Source organism: Pseudomonas sp. B16(2017), from assembly GCF_002113205.1.
Taxonomy (GTDB): Bacteria; Pseudomonadota; Gammaproteobacteria; order Pseudomonadales; family Pseudomonadaceae; genus Aquipseudomonas; species Aquipseudomonas pharyngis.
Map to the genome: position 1 here is coordinate 182,439 of NZ_NEKA01000012.1, position 13,978 is coordinate 196,416.

A 13,978-nucleotide genomic window follows, 5' to 3' on the forward strand; every position below is an offset into this window, starting at 1 on the left:
CTGCACCCTGCGATTGAGCGTAGGGTTAACCCGGCTCAACGGACTGGATGAAGCGTATGCACACCCCTCGATTATTCGTCAGCCTCGCCGCGCTGCTGGTGCTGGCCGGTTGCGCCGGTCAACGCAGCGAAGAACCGGCGCCGCGCCCGCCCGCCGAGGTCAAGGCGCAGATCGTGCGCCTGCTGCCGGCAAAAACCGCCGACCGTCAGGGCTGGGCCACTGACATCTACGCCGCGTTCGCCGCCCAGGGCATCAGCCCGACTACGCAGAATCTGTGTTCGGTGCTGGCCGTCGCCGAGCAGGAATCCACTTTCCAGGTCGATCCGCCGGTGCCTGGCTTGGGCAAGATTGCCCGTGACGAAATCGATCGCCGCGCCGCCAAGGTGCATATCCCGAGCCTGTTGGTCAGCGGTGCCTTGCAGGTGCGCTCGCCCAACGGCAAGACCTACAGCGAACGCCTGAGCGCCGCCCGCAGCGAAAAGGAATTGAGCGCGATTTTCGATGATTTCATCGGCTCGGTGCCGATGGGCCGCACGCTGTTCAGCGGTTTCAACCCGGTGCACACCGGCGGGCCGATGCAGGTCAGCATCGAATTCGCCGAGCAGCACGCCAAGGACTACCCGTACCCGGTGGACGGCACCATTCGTCGCGAGGTGTTCAGCCGTCGGGGCGGCATGTACTTCGGCATTGCCCATCTGCTGGGGTATCCGGTGAGTTACCGCGAGCCGCTGTACCGCTTCGCCGACTTCAACGCCGGCTGGTACGCCAGTCGCAACGCAGCGTTTCAGAACGCGGTCAGCCGGGCGTCGGGCATTCCGCTGGCGCTGGATGGCGACCTGATCCGCCCGGGTGCGATCATGCCGGGCAGCACTGAACTGGCGGTGCGCACCCTCGGCAAATCCCTGGGTATGCGCAATCCGGTGATCCGCGATCAACTGGAGAAGGGCGATAGCCTGGCCTTCGAGGAGACCAAACTGTATCAACGGGTCTTCGAACTGGCGGAGCGTGCGGAAGGCAAGACATTGCCCCGTGCGGTGTTGCCGGGCATCGTGCTGCAGAGCCCGAAGATCACCCGCAAACTGACCACGGCGTGGTTTGCCAAACGGGTCGACGAGCGTTATCGGCGCTGCATGGCCAAGGGCTGAGGACGATCAAAAAGGTATAAAAAAACCCGGCTGACGGGAGCCGGGTTTTTTCTGGGTTGTTGCGGTCAAGCCATTCATTCAGGCAACGCGACGTTCAATCAGACGATCCGAACCACCTTCAGCAACGCGACGTTCAATCAGACGATCCGAACCACCTTCGGCAACGCGGCGTTCGATCAGTCGATCCGAACCACCTTCAGCAACACGGCGTTCGATCAGACGATCCGAGCCACCTTCGGCAACGCGACGTTCGATCAGACGATCCGAACCACCTTCAGCGACGCGGCGTTCAATCAGACGATCCGAACCACCTTCGGCAACGCGACGTTCAATCAGACGATCCGAACCACCTTCGGCAACACGGCGTTCGATCAGACGATCCGAGCCACCTTCGGCAACGCGGCGTTCAATCAGACGATCCGAACCGCCTTCGGCGATCATGGTGTGGGCCGGTTTGGCGGCAAATGCGTTGAAGGCCAGAACCGAAAGGGCAATGCTGAGGATGACTTGGCGTTTCATGATTTTTGCTCCGGGGGTGTTGTTTGTTTGGTATGGAGCGGATGTTACGCCCGGGATTTTTTAAGAGAACTTCATTGACGTGATGGTGAACATCGACGCCGATGATGGTTTGTCACAGCACCTTCACCGCGCGGCCAATCGCCTGGATCGGCCCGGTAGGTTTGCCGATCGGCGAACCGTTGGCGCCTTCCAGCGTCAGCTCGAACAACTGGTTGGGTTGCAGCGGCGGCAGTTTGTCCAGCGGGATCGATAGCGCCTGGCCCGGTTTGACCAGCCCCAGCGACACCGGCCCCTGCCAGCCGTCGGCCTTGGTCCAGAACTCCAGCGCCTTGTCAGCCGGCACTTCGACCACGCCCAGCGGAATCAACTGAATCTCCCGTGGATTGCTGGCCTGGATCACCCAGCCCGGCGCCTTGTCCTGCGGGGCGACCAGCACCACCAGAAAGCTCGGTTTCGGCGTGGTCTGGGTCAACAGGATCGAGCCCAGCAACAAGGTCGCGGCCAGCCCCGCAGCGCTCAAGCCGCGCCACAGTGACAGGCGGTTCCACCAGGAAATCTCTGGCGCCCTCTTGTGGGTGAGTTGCCCGACACTGCGCTCGATGCGTTGCCACAGCTGCGAAGAAGGTTGATGCGCCGGGGCGAGGTCGGTCAGTTCCAGCAGACGTCGCTCCCAGGCATCCACGGCCGCTTGCAGCTCGGGCTCGTTGGGCAAGCGTCGTTGCACTTCGGCGCGCGCTTCGGCCGAGAGGGTGCCGAGCACGTATTCGCTGGCCAGTTCATCGCGGTCCTGCGCCGATTCGGTGGTCATCCCATGCACTCCCGCAACGCATTGAGGCTGCGTTTGATCCAGGCTTTGACGGTGCCCAGCGGGGTGTCGAGGCGCTGGGCGATCTGCGCGTGGCTGTAACCGTCGACGTAGGCGTGAAGGATGCAGCGGCGGCGTTGCGGTTCCAGTTGATGCAGGCAGCGATGGATGCGGGTCGATTGCGCCAGCGCCTCGAACCCGTCATCAATCGCCGGAAATTCGTTGCTGTCGTTCAGCGGCGTTTCCTGATGGTGATTGCGCAGCACATTCAGCGCCAGATGCCGGGTCACGCTGAACATCCAGCCCCGGGCCGAACCGCGCGCCGGATCGAAACCCGCCGCGCCGGCCCAGATCTTCAGGAACGCATCGTGAACGATGTCTTCGGCCAGTGCCGTGTCACGCACCAGACGCCGGGCGACACCCAGCAGCCGCGGGCTTTCCTGCACATACAATTCGCGCAGGGCCCCGCGCTCGCCGCGGGCACAGGCGGCGAGGCGGGCTTCATAATCGAACGCGGTTTCGGGCAAGGGCATGTCCTGCAATCTAGCAAGCATCGACCAAACGTCCAGTCAGGCTCAGTTCGCCGCCCAGAAAATGTAGTCGGCCTGGTACTTCACCACTTCCTGTTTGCCCTTGTTCGCTGCCGTGCATTCGCTGCCCGGCGCCACGCCGCCCTTGAGCGCGACGCGCTGGATGTAGCTCACGCCGCTCATCGCGCCTTTGCCCTCTGCGGGGTTGGCCTTGACCAGTTGATAGGGCAGGTTGCCCGGGCTCGAGGGGGCTACGGCCAGTTGCGTGCCGGTGACTTTCGAACCGTCCTGCGCCTGCCAGGTGGCGGGCGGGCCGAAGTAGGTGCCGACCTGTTTGCCGCTGCGATCGTTGAGCACCGCTTTCGGGCCGACGAACACCCACTCGGTCTGGCCGGCGGCATTGGCCTTGTCCCGGCATTCGTAGGTGATCTCGCCGACCCCGGTGGTTTCCATCGCGATCTTGTGGCCGTCCGGCACCTTGATCGCGTCGGGATAACTGCTTTGGGCAAAGCTTGTCGAGGCGACGGCGAGCAAACCGGTGAGGCCGATCAGTTGGGTGATGTTCATCAGTGTTTCTCCGAAAAGGGTAAACCGCTGACAGCCGAAAGAGGGCTGTTACAGGGACTACCCGTGACGGAGGCATTTGGATGCAGTGGCCGGAAAATAAATCTGAGAGCACTGAAAGTCAGATTGTTGTAACCAGCTCTTTCCCGGTTTTTGCCAATGCCAGGCCGGAGGCTTTCAGCAGTTCCTGGGTATAGGCATGCTGCGGCGCCGCAAAAATCTGGCGCGAGGCTCCCTGTTCGACCACCTTGCCGTCCTTGATCACCATCAAGTCGTGCGCCAGCGCATGCACCACCGCCAGGTCATGGCTGATGAACAGGTACGTCAAGCCATGGCGGATCTGCAACTGCCGCAACAACTCCACCACCTGTTTCTGCACCGTGCGGTCCAGCGCCGAGGTCGGTTCGTCGAGCAGAATCAGCGCCGGTTCCAGCACCAGTGCCCGGGCGATGGAAATGCGCTGGCGCTGGCCGCCGGAAAATTCGTGGGGATAGCGATGGCGGCTCTGCGGGTCGAGGCCGACTTCCTCCAGCACGCGGATCACCGCTGCCTCACGTTCTTCGGGCGTGCCGATACCGTGGGTCAACAGGCCTTCGGCGATGATCTGCTGTACCGACATTCGAGGGCTGAGGCTGCCGAACGGGTCCTGGAACACCACCTGAATCTGCCGGCGCAACGGGCGCATCAAGCGCTGATTGAGCAGGCTCAAATGCTTGTTGCCGAAGCGAATATCGCCCTCGGATTCCACCAGTCGCAGAATCGCCTGGCCCAGCGTCGACTTGCCCGAACCGGACTCGCCGACAATCCCCAGGGTCTTGCCCCGTTGCAGTCGGAAACTCACGCCGTCCACGGCCTTGATGTACTCCTGAGTGCGACTGAACAGCGCCCTGGGCAGCGGGAACCAGACTTTCAGATCGTCCACTTCCAGCAAGTTGTGATCGTAGCGGCTCGGCACCGGCGCGCCCGACGGTTCTGCCTCGATCAGCAGGCGGCTGTAAGGATGCTGCGGGGCGCGGAAAAGCGTTTCGCAATCGGCCTGTTCGACGATTTCCCCGTGGCGCATCACGCACACCCGTTGGGCGATGCGCCGCACCAGATTGAGGTCGTGAGTGATCAGCAGCAGCGACATGCCGAGGCGTTGCTGCAACTCGATCAGCAGCTCGAGAATCTTCTGCTGCACGGTCACGTCCAGCGCGGTGGTCGGTTCGTCAGCGATCAGCAATTGCGGCTCGTTGGCCAGCGCCATGGCGATCATCACCCGTTGCCGCTGGCCGCCCGATAGCTGGTGCGGATAGGCCTTCAAACGCTGCAACGGCTGGCGAATGCCGACCAGTTCCAGCAGCTCCAGCGTGCGCTGGCGCGCGGCGCGGCCCTTGAGTCCCTTGTGGATTTCCAGCACTTCACTGATCTGTTTTTCCACCGTGTGCAGCGGGTTCAACGAGGTCATCGGCTCCTGGAAAATCATCGCGATGCGGTTGCCGCGCAAGCCGCGCAGCTGCTGTTCGCTGGCGTGTAGCAAGTCCACGCCGTTGTAACGGATGCTGCCCGTGCTGCTGACGGTCTTGGCCGGCAGCAAACGCAGGATCGAGTGGGCCGTCACCGACTTGCCCGAGCCGGATTCGCCGACCAGTGCCAGGCACTCGCCACGGCGGATGTCGAGGTTCACGCCGTGCACCACTTCGTGCCCGGCGAAGGCGACGCGCAGGTCGCGGATTTCAATCAGGTTGTCGGTCATTTCAGCTCCGGGGATCAGGATCGCGGATCGAACGCGTCACGGCAGGCTTCGCCGGTAAACACCAGCAGGGACAGAATCAGCGCCAGGGCAAAAAACGCCGTCAGCCCCAGCCACGGCGCTTGCAGATTGCGCTTGGCCTGGCCGATCAGTTCCCCCAGCGACGCCGTGCCGGCGGGCATGCCGAAGCCGAGAAAATCCAGCGCGGTGAGGGTGGCGATGGCACCGGTCAGAATGAACGGCAGGTAGGTCAGGGTGGAGGTCATGGCGTTGGGCAGAATGTGCCGGCGCATCAGCTCGCTGTCCGTCAGGCCCAGGGCCCGCGCGGCCTTGACGTATTCCAGGCTGCGTCCGCGCAGGAACTCGGCGCGTACCACGTCCACCAGTGCCAGCCAGGAAAACAGCGCCATGATCCCCAGCAGCCACCAGAAACTCGGCGAGACGAACCCCGACAGAATGATCAGCAGGTACAGCACCGGCAATCCCGACCAGATCTCCAGCACCCGTTGCCCGAGCAAGTCGACCCAGCCGCCGTAATAACCCTGCAACGCCCCGGCGACGATGCCGATCAGCGCACTGACGGCCGTGAGAATCAGCGCAAACAGGATCGAAATCCGCGTGCCGAAAATCACTCGCGCCAACACGTCCCGGGCCTGATCGTCGGTGCCCAGCCAGTTGCTCGAGGACGGCGGGCTCGGCGCCGGTTCGGTGAGGTCGTAATTGACCGTGTCGTAGCTGAACGGGATCGGCGGGAACAGCATCCAGCCACCCTGATCCTCGATCAGTTTGTGCACGTACTGGCTGGCGTAATCCGGCTGGAACGGCAGTTCGCCGCCGAAATCGGTTTCCAGATAATCGCTGAGGATCGGGAAGTAGAAGGCGTGGTGATAGCGGATCACCAGCGGTTTGTCGTTGGCGATCAGTTCGCCGCCGAGGCAGATCAGGCACAGTCCGATGAACAGCCACAGCGACCAACGCCCGCGACGGTTGGCCTTGAATTGGGCGATGCGCCGCCGGCCCAGAGGGGAGAGTGTGAACATCAGGCAGTCCTCGCCGAGAAGTCGATGCGCGGGTCGAGCAGGGTGTAGCAGAGGTCGCCGATCAGCTTGATCAACAGGCCGAACAGGGTGAACAGAAACAGCGTGCCGAACACCACCGGGTAGTCCCGAGACACCGCCGCTTCGTAGCTCATGCGCCCGAGGCCGTCGAGGTTGAAGATGGTTTCGATCAGCAGCGAGCCGGCGAAAAACACCTCGATCAATGCTGACGGCACACCGGCCACCACCAGCAGCATCGCGTTGCGAAACACATGGCCGTAGAGCACGCGCCTTTCGGTCAGGCCCTTGGCGCGCGCGGTGATCACGTACTGGCGGCTGATCTCGTTGAGGAAGCTGTTTTTGGTCAGGATCGTCAGCGTGGCAAAACCGCCGATCACCAGCGCCGTCACCGGCAACACCAGGTGCCAGAAGTAGTCGCCGACCTTGCCCCACAGGCTCAGGCTGTCGAAGTTGTCCGAGACCAGCCCCTGTACCGGAAACCAGTTGACGTAGCTGCCCCCGGCGAACACCACGATCAACAGGATCGCGAACAGAAACGCTGGCATCGCGTAACCGACGATGATCGCCGTGCTGCTCCAGACATCGAATGCGCTGCCGTTTTTGATCGCCTTGCGAATGCCCAGCGGGATCGAAATCAGGTAGGTGATCAAGGTCGCCCACAGGCCGAGGGACAGCGACACCGGCAGCTTCTGCACGATCAGATCGGTCACCTTCGCACCGCGAAAGAAGCTGCTGCCCAGGTCCAGTTGCGCGTAGTTTTTCAGCATCAGCCACAGGCGTTCGTGCATCGGTTTATCGAAGCCGTAGTGGTGCTTGATCTCTTCGATCAGCGCCGGGTCCAGGCCACGGCTGCTACGCCCGGCACCGCCGATCGCGGTGACCTCGCTGGCGCCGCCCATGCTGTGCCCGCCGAAGCCTTGCAGGCGGGCGATGGCCTGTTCCACCGGGCCGCCGGGCGCGGCCTGCACGATGACGAAGTTGACCACCAGAATGCACAGCAGCGTCGGGATGATCAGCAACAGACGTCGACTCAGATAACGCCACATGTCACTGGCCCCCCGCGAGCTGGCGCAGGGCGCTCATCTGCTGGTTGGTCAGCGGCTTGGCCGAAACCTCCCACCAGGTATCGAGGCCTTCGCTGTAGATCGGCTGCACCGGCGGCCTGCCGAAGCGGTTCTGAAACACCGTCGGCGTGCCTTTGGAGTAGTAGTTGGGAATCATGTAGTCACCCCATTGCAGCACCCGGTCGAGGGCGCGGGCGTAACGCACCATGGCGTCGCGGGTATTGGCCTGAACCAGGCCGTCGATCAGCCGGTCCACCGCAGGGTCCGCCAGCACCATCGAATTGGAACTGCCGACCTGCGTGGCGCTCTGTGAGGCGTACAGGCTGTACAACTCGCGGCCCGGCGAGACGATCGGATCGCCGCTGCGCGGGAAACTGGTGACGATCATGTCGTAGTCCCGAGCGTTGAGTCGGTTGATGTACTGCGCCGAATCGATGCGTCGCAGATTGAGGGTGATGCCGATCTGCGCCAGGGTGCGTTTGTACGGCAGCAGCATGCGGTCGAAGCCGCCCTGGCCGTCGAGGAAGGTGAATTCGAAGGGCTCGCCGGCGGCGTTCACCAGCCGATTGTTTTTCGGCGTCCATCCGGCCTCGGCCAACAGCTTCAGTGCTTGCAATTGCTTGTCGCGGATGTAGCCGCTGCCATCGGTTTTCGGCGCCCGATAGACATGGGTGAAGACCTCGTCCGGGATCTGTCCGCGCAGCGGTTCGAGGATCGCCAGTTCTTCGGCGTCGGGCAGTGCGGTAGCGGCCATTTCACTCTTCGGCCAGTAGCTGTTCTGGCGCACGTAGAAGCCGCGCATCATCTGCTTGTTGGTCCACTCGAAATCCCACAGCAGGCTCAGCGCCTGACGCACGCGGTGATCCTTGAACAGCGGGTTCTGCAGATTGAACACGAAACCCTGGGCGCTGGTCGGTTTGTCCGGGGCGAGAATCGCCTGTTGCAGGCGACCGTCACGCAGGGCCGGGCTGTCGTAGCCGACCACGTAGCCGGACGAGGAAAACTCGCGGTTGTAGTCGAATGCGCCGGCCTGCAGCAGTTGCCGGGCGACGTCGGTGTCGCCGTAGAAATTCACGGTCAGGCTGTCGAAGTTGTACATCCCGCGACTGACCGGCAGGTCTTTGCCCCACCACTGCGGGTCACGCTGGAAACTGATGCTGCGTCCCGCATCGACCTTGCTCACCCGGTACGGGCCGCTGCCCAGCGGGGGTTCGAAACCGCCGCCGTTGGCGAAGTCGCGGGTTTTCCACCAGTGCTCGGGCACCGGTCGCAGCGACGCCAGATCCAGCGCCAGGGTGCGGTTGAGGTTGTTCTTGAAGGTGAAGCGAATCTGCCGCGGGCCTTCGATCAGCACGTCCTGCACGTCGGCGTATTGCTGGCGATAACTCAGGCTGCCCTTGGTCATCAACAGTTCGAAGGTGTAGCGCACGTCCTCGGCGGTGATCGGCGTGCCATCGGCGAAACGCGCCTCGGGATTCAGGTTGAAACGCACCCACAGACCGTCGGGATCGCGCTCCATGGTTTGCGCCACCAGACCGTAGACGGTGTAGGGCTCGTCCAGCGAGCGGAACGCCAGCGGCGAATACACCCAGTCGTTGACCTGCACCACGGAAATGCCCTGATCGGCGTACGGGGTGATGTAGTTGTACTGACCGATCTCCATCGAAGCGCGGCTGAGCGAGCCGCCCTTGGGGGCGTCGGGATTGACGAAATCAAAGTGCTGGAAACCGGCGGGGTATTTCGGCGCCTCGCCGTACACCGTCATCGCGTAGCTGCCGCCGGCCAGCGCAGATGCGGCGTTGCACAGCAGCGCGCTGCCGAGCAGCAAGCCGGCCATGTTGCGCATGAATGTCATGAAGTCGTTCCTCTGAGCCGGAAAAACCCGAAGCGGCGGCAGGCCGCTGCGGGATGCGAATTCGCAAGGGGAAGGGGCCGGCCGGAGTCTTGCGCGGCCCCGACCGGGACTCAGAAGTGGTACGTCATGCGCGCAAACAGCGTGCGGCCCAGCGGATCGGTGTAGCGCGGGTCATAACCGCTCTGGAAGTTGTAGGCTTGGTTGGAGAACGGCGGATCGCGGTCGAACAGGTTCTTCACCCCGGCATCGACGTCCAGCACCTTGTCGAAGGTGTAGCCGGCCGACAGGTCCCACACTGAATACGACGCGACCCGCGCGTTGGTCTCACGGTCGTAGTCGTTGTAGCCGGTGGTGAAGCGGTTGGTCAGCGCCGCACGGGCCGCGCCGAAGGTCCAGGAACCGGTCAGGTTGTGTTTCCAGCGGGCGATCACACCGTCACCCCGGAAGTCGCCGACCTTGTCGGTGAACGGGCCCTTGATGGTGCTCTGGAAGTCGTACTCGTCGACATAGGTGCCTTGCAGGCCCAGACCGAACTGACCGTACGGCGTGTTCGGGAAGCGATAGTCCAGCGATACATCGACGCCGTTGGTTTCAACGATGCCCAGGTTGGCGTTGCCGGTGACGATGTAGTTGAGCGTGCCGTCGGCGTTGCGCACGAAGCGGTCAGGGTAGCTGCCGGCCTGATCGAACACGGTGGATTCCGGAAACGGCTGGATCTGGTTGGAGATGTGAATCCACCAGAAATCCAGGCCCACGGACAGGTTGCTGACCGGCTGATAGACAAAGCCCAGCGTCACGTTGCGCGCCTTCTCCGGGGCCAGGTCTTCGTTGCCGCCGATCTGGTTGAGGAACTGCTGACCGCAATCGCGCCCGCCGTTGCCGCCCGGTTGCACCACGCCGCCGGTACACAGTACCGGGTCGTTGTAGTAGCCCTGGGTGTAGGTGATGCTGCGCGGCGAATACAGCTCATACAGCGACGGCGCGCGGAAGCCTTCACTGTAGGCGCCGCGCACCACCAGCTCCTTGAGCGGCTGATAACGGAACGAGTATTTCGGGTTGGTGGTGCTGCCGAAGTCGCTGTATTTGTCGTGACGCACGGCGGCGGACAATTCCAGGCTGTCGAGCACCGGCACGTTGATTTCCGCGTAGGCGGCTTTCACGCTGCGGTCGCCCTCGACGCTGCCGGCCGGGTCGATGCCCAGGCTCTGGATGTCGCCGGCAAAGGCTTCGAAGTCCTGGTGGAATTTCTCTTTGCGGTACTCGCCGCCCAGGGCCAGGCCGGACGGACCGGCACCAAACCAGTCACCGATTTCGCGGCTGATCCGCCCGTCGAAACCGGCGACCCGACCGACCGCCGTGGAATAGGCGCCGTGGTACGCGGCCTGATCGATGTACTGCTGACCGGCGCTGCTCTGCGGGCCGAACGGGTTGAGCAGACCGCTGGCCAGACCGTCGATCATCGCCTGATCGCTGACGTAGCCGCTGGTGACGCTGGAGACGATCTTGTTCTGGTTGTACGAGGCGCCGACGTTGTAGTCCCAGCCGCCAACCAGACCGTCGAAGCTCAGCAAAAAGCGCTGGCTGGTGTTCTGGTCTTTCGATTCACGCGGGCCGGCGGCTGTTTCGCGCCAGTTCACGTCCACCGGTTGCGTCGGGTCGAGGGCAAAATCGGTGGGCGCCGGGGTGATGCCGTTGCCGGGGTAGTAGGGCGAGGACGAATCCAGGCTCAGGCCGGTCAATGGCGCTGGGCCAATAGCGGTGGCGTTGTTGTTGCGCGACCAGAAGTATTCGAGGTTGACGTTGTGGTCGTCGGCCAGTTTGCCGGTGGTCTTGCCGAAGAACGACGTCTTCTCGGTCTGCGGCACCAGGTCGATGAATTCCCGGGTGCTGAAGCGGCAGAGGCCGTCGCGGGCCACCAGGTTGGGGCCGTTGCAATTGCTGTTGGCCAGCGGGTTGGTGGCATTGCCGTTCTGGCTGTAGTTGCCGGGGAACGCGGTGCCGGAGGTCTGGTCCAGACCTCGGCCGGGCACGTAGTCACGGGCGAAGGAGCGATCGTTGGCGTCGAGGTTCTGCTGCTTGTTGTAGTTGAACACGCCGAGCACGTTGAAGCGGTCCTGCTCCAGGTCGCCGTAGCCCCAGCTGGCGCTCATGTCCTTGGTCGCACCGCCGCCGCTGTGGGTCGGTGTTTCACCGCCGAGGGTGAGCTGGCCGTCGGTCATGGATTTCTTGGTGATGAAGTTGATCACGCCACCGATGGCGTCGGTGCCGTACAGGGCCGAGGCGCCGTCGCGCAGCACTTCCACGCGCTCGATCGCGGCAAACGGGATCATGTTCAGATCCACCGCGCCGCCGGCCGAGTTGGTGCCCGACAGGGCGTTGTTGGCCAGTCGGCGACCGTTGAGCAGCACCAGCGTCTTGTTCGCGCCGATGCCGCGCATGTCGGCGAACGAGGCGCCGCCGGTGGCCGCGCCGACCGAGCCTGCGCTGTTGTTGATCGACTGGCTGCCGGTGATGCGCTGCACCAGTTCGGCGGTGGTGGTCACGCCCTGTTTGCGCAGTTCATCGGCCTTGAGCACGGTGATCGGCACCGCGGTTTCCGCGTCGACCCGACGGATCGCCGAACCGGTCACTTCGACCCGTTGCAGTTGCGTGGTCGGCGCGACCACCGCCGCGGCGGCCGGGACGCTGTTGTCGTCCTCGGCGGCCTGAACCCCGGCGCCCATCCCCATGGCCACCAGGTACAACGGAACGAAACGGTGGCGGGAAATCGTCGCCACCAAGGGTTTGAGCGTGAAGCGTGGAGTGTTCATCAGCATGGTTGTTTCCGACTTTGTTAGACGTTTATCGAAATGGCCTTGTGAGCCCTCTTTGCACGGAGCACGGTGGTGCCGCGCCGCGAAAACCACTTTCTTCAAGCAAGCCGATCCCCTCCGAAGACGCGCTGCGTTTTTTCGGTCGGCCGATTGCGACGGGATTCAACGAACGGTGTCGGGCGCGTCCCTCACTGCGCGCCCGGCACCGCCGTCAGCGGGTGGTCATCACCGATATCTTGGTGATGCCCGAGCGCTCGATGGACGCCATGGCTTTGGCCACCTGGCCGTAATTCACGGCGGAGTCGGCCTGCAGCTGCACGCGCACGTCAGCATCCTTGGCCTTGACCTCCTTGAGGCTGGCCTCCAGTGATTCCGGCGCCAGCTCGGTCTTGGCCAGGAAGAATTTGCCGTCCTGATCGACGCTGACCACCACCGGATCCTTCTTTTCGGCGGGGGCGACGGCGTCGGTCTTCGGCAGGTTGACCTTGATCGCGTTGGTCATCAGCGGCGCGGTGACGATGAACACCACCAGCAGCACGAGCATCACGTCCACCAGCGGCGTGACGTTCATTTCGCTGAGCACTTCATCGCTGTCTTGAGTGGAAAAGGACATCAGCTGGCCTCCCGCACGGCGGCCGTGGTTTTGGCAATGGCCTGGCGGCTGATGGAGAAAGCGCTGCGCGAGGCGAGGGCGTCGAAGTCGTGGGCGAAGTCATCCATGTCCGCCGAGGCCAGCTTCAGGCGCCGCAGGAAGAAGTTGTAGATCAGCACTGCCGGCACCGCGACGGCAATCCCCACACCGGTGGCGATCAGCGCGTGGCCGATCGGCCCTGCCACGGTTTCCAGGCTGGCCGAACCGCTGGCGCCGATGCTTTGCAGGGCTTCCATGATTCCCCACACGGTGCCGAACAGACCAATGAACGGCGCGGTGCTGCCGATACTGGCGAGGATCGCCTGGCCGTTTTCCAGCGAGCGACGTTCCTTCTGGATCTGCTGGCGCAGGTTGCGTTCCAGGCGGTCGGCACGGTTGATGGTGTGCGCCAGTTGTTGGGTGGTGCGAGGGGATTCTTCCACCAGCAAGGCTTCGAAACCGCTGCTGGCGATCCGCGCCAAGGAGCCCGGATACTGGCTGGCGTGTTCGGCGGCGGTGAGCAGGTCCGGCGCGCCCCAGAAGGCTTTGCTGAACTGCTTGTTCTGGGTTTTCTGACGCAGGTATTGCGCCGACTTGACCAGCAGGATCGCCCAACTGACCACGGAAAACAGCACCAGCCCCCAGAGCACGCCGGGGACAATCATCGAAGACAGGGAATCGTTCATGGCTACACCTCGCTTGCGTTAATCGGTTGTGAGTTCGGTTGTTGTGCCGTCATTGCGGCAATTTGAAATCGATGGTCTGGGTGGCGAAGCCGTCGATCGGTGTGTCGCCGCGTTTGGCCGGGATGAACTTCCAGGCCTTCACCGCCGCGACCGCCGCGTCATCCAGTTGCGGCTTGCCGCTGGATTTGGTCACCGTCACTGAGCCTGCGCGACCGTTGGCCAGCACCTGAATCCGCAGCACCACGCTGCCTTCCCAGTTGCGTCGCAGGGCCAGCGACGGGTATTCCGGCGGCGGGTTGCCGAGGCTGGCGAGGCCGGAAATTGCCGCCGACTCTTTCACCGGGCCCGGCGCCGCAGCAGGCGCCGGTGGCGCGCTCGGGGTGGCCGGAGCAGCAGGCGCTGCCGGTTGCGCAGGGGTGGGCGGCGCTTTCGGCGGCTCGGCCTTTTTCACCGGTTTGGGTTTCTCGACCGGTTTCGGTTTTTCGATCGGTTTGGGTTTCTCCACCGGTTTGGGCGGCGGCTTGACCGCGTCCTCGTCTTCCACCGGTTGTTCCGGTTCGGGAGGGGGCGGCGGTG

General features: G+C 63.5%; 13 protein-coding genes. 1 reads left to right on the forward strand and 12 read right to left on the reverse strand.

Going from position 1 to position 13,978, the window contains the following annotated elements:
* Positions 1-56: 56 nt before the first annotated feature.
* Positions 57-1,145 carry a DUF1615 domain-containing protein gene (locus CAG25_RS21005; RefSeq protein ID WP_085612745.1) on the forward strand — a complete coding sequence of 363 codons (1,089 nt, stop codon included), beginning with the start codon at positions 57-59 and terminating at the stop codon, positions 1,143-1,145.
* 78 nt (positions 1,146-1,223) lie between these two features.
* Here CAG25_RS21005 and CAG25_RS21010 read toward each other — a convergent pair whose 3' ends face one another.
* From CAG25_RS21010 to CAG25_RS21065, 12 genes are all read right to left on the reverse strand, one after another.
* A complete protein-coding gene (locus CAG25_RS21010; RefSeq protein ID WP_011335081.1) occupies positions 1,224-1,664 on the reverse strand; it encodes a hypothetical protein in 441 nt (146 codons plus the stop codon).
* 112 nt (positions 1,665-1,776) lie between these two features.
* Positions 1,777-2,472 (reverse strand): anti-sigma factor domain-containing protein, encoded by a 696-nt coding sequence (locus tag CAG25_RS21015; protein ID WP_085612744.1) that lies wholly within the window; start codon positions 2,470-2,472, stop codon positions 1,777-1,779.
* A complete protein-coding gene (locus CAG25_RS21020) occupies positions 2,469-3,002 on the reverse strand; it encodes a sigma-70 family RNA polymerase sigma factor (RefSeq protein ID WP_178076492.1) in 534 nt (177 codons plus the stop codon). Before CAG25_RS21020 ends, CAG25_RS21015 begins: the two co-directional genes overlap by 4 nt.
* A 42-nt stretch (positions 3,003-3,044) precedes the next feature.
* On the reverse strand, positions 3,045-3,566 hold the full coding sequence (locus CAG25_RS21025; protein WP_085608292.1) for a DUF3455 domain-containing protein: 522 nt from the start codon (positions 3,564-3,566) through the stop codon (positions 3,045-3,047).
* A 118-nt stretch (positions 3,567-3,684) separates the two neighbouring features.
* The gene (locus tag CAG25_RS21030) at positions 3,685-5,298 is read right to left on the reverse strand and encodes an ABC transporter ATP-binding protein (RefSeq protein WP_085612742.1); all 1,614 of its coding nucleotides are present in this window, start codon (positions 5,296-5,298) and stop codon (positions 3,685-3,687) included.
* A gap of 14 nt (positions 5,299-5,312) precedes the next feature.
* Positions 5,313-6,335 (reverse strand): ABC transporter permease, encoded by a 1,023-nt coding sequence (locus CAG25_RS21035; protein ID WP_085612741.1) that lies wholly within the window; start codon positions 6,333-6,335, stop codon positions 5,313-5,315.
* The gene (locus CAG25_RS21040; protein ID WP_085612740.1) at positions 6,335-7,399 is read right to left on the reverse strand and encodes a microcin C ABC transporter permease YejB; all 1,065 of its coding nucleotides are present in this window, start codon (positions 7,397-7,399) and stop codon (positions 6,335-6,337) included. The genes CAG25_RS21035 and CAG25_RS21040 overlap by 1 nt, the downstream gene beginning before the upstream one ends.
* 1 nt (position 7,400) lies before the next feature.
* Positions 7,401-9,272, reverse strand: a complete 1,872-nt coding sequence (locus tag CAG25_RS21045; RefSeq protein WP_085612739.1) for an extracellular solute-binding protein — start codon at positions 9,270-9,272, stop codon at positions 7,401-7,403.
* 110 nt (positions 9,273-9,382) lie between these two features.
* Positions 9,383-12,088: a TonB-dependent receptor gene (locus CAG25_RS21050; RefSeq protein WP_085612738.1), complete on the reverse strand. Its 2,706-nt coding sequence runs from the start codon at positions 12,086-12,088 to the stop codon at positions 9,383-9,385.
* Positions 12,089-12,296: 208 nt separating this feature from the next.
* The gene (locus CAG25_RS21055; protein WP_011335072.1) at positions 12,297-12,698 is read right to left on the reverse strand and encodes a biopolymer transporter ExbD; all 402 of its coding nucleotides are present in this window, start codon (positions 12,696-12,698) and stop codon (positions 12,297-12,299) included.
* Positions 12,698-13,402 (reverse strand): MotA/TolQ/ExbB proton channel family protein, encoded by a 705-nt coding sequence (locus CAG25_RS21060; RefSeq protein ID WP_039770206.1) that lies wholly within the window; start codon positions 13,400-13,402, stop codon positions 12,698-12,700. The genes CAG25_RS21055 and CAG25_RS21060 overlap by 1 nt, the downstream gene beginning before the upstream one ends.
* Before the next feature lie 49 nt (positions 13,403-13,451).
* Positions 13,452-13,978 (reverse strand): energy transducer TonB (locus tag CAG25_RS21065; protein ID WP_143493551.1); only part of this gene is annotated, 527 nt, incomplete at its 5' end.

Coding starts and splice junctions, on each gene's coding strand:
- CAG25_RS21005 (WP_085612745.1), top strand. CDS start 57: ATGCACACCCCTCGATTATTCGTCAGCCTCGCCGCGCTGCTGGTGCTG.
- CAG25_RS21010 (WP_011335081.1), bottom strand. CDS start 1,664: ATGAAACGCCAAGTCATCCTCAGCATTGCCCTTTCGGTTCTGGCCTTC.
- CAG25_RS21015 (WP_085612744.1), bottom strand. CDS start 2,472: ATGACCACCGAATCGGCGCAGGACCGCGATGAACTGGCCAGCGAATAC.
- CAG25_RS21020 (WP_178076492.1), bottom strand. CDS start 3,002: ATGCCCTTGCCCGAAACCGCGTTCGATTATGAAGCCCGCCTCGCCGCC.
- CAG25_RS21025 (WP_085608292.1), bottom strand. CDS start 3,566: ATGAACATCACCCAACTGATCGGCCTCACCGGTTTGCTCGCCGTCGCC.
- CAG25_RS21030 (WP_085612742.1), bottom strand. CDS start 5,298: ATGACCGACAACCTGATTGAAATCCGCGACCTGCGCGTCGCCTTCGCC.
- CAG25_RS21035 (WP_085612741.1), bottom strand. CDS start 6,335: ATGTTCACACTCTCCCCTCTGGGCCGGCGGCGCATCGCCCAATTCAAG.
- CAG25_RS21040 (WP_085612740.1), bottom strand. CDS start 7,399: ATGTGGCGTTATCTGAGTCGACGTCTGTTGCTGATCATCCCGACGCTG.
- CAG25_RS21045 (WP_085612739.1), bottom strand. CDS start 9,272: ATGACATTCATGCGCAACATGGCCGGCTTGCTGCTCGGCAGCGCGCTG.
- CAG25_RS21050 (WP_085612738.1), bottom strand. CDS start 12,088: ATGCTGATGAACACTCCACGCTTCACGCTCAAACCCTTGGTGGCGACG.
- CAG25_RS21055 (WP_011335072.1), bottom strand. CDS start 12,698: ATGTCCTTTTCCACTCAAGACAGCGATGAAGTGCTCAGCGAAATGAAC.
- CAG25_RS21060 (WP_039770206.1), bottom strand. CDS start 13,402: ATGAACGATTCCCTGTCTTCGATGATTGTCCCCGGCGTGCTCTGGGGG.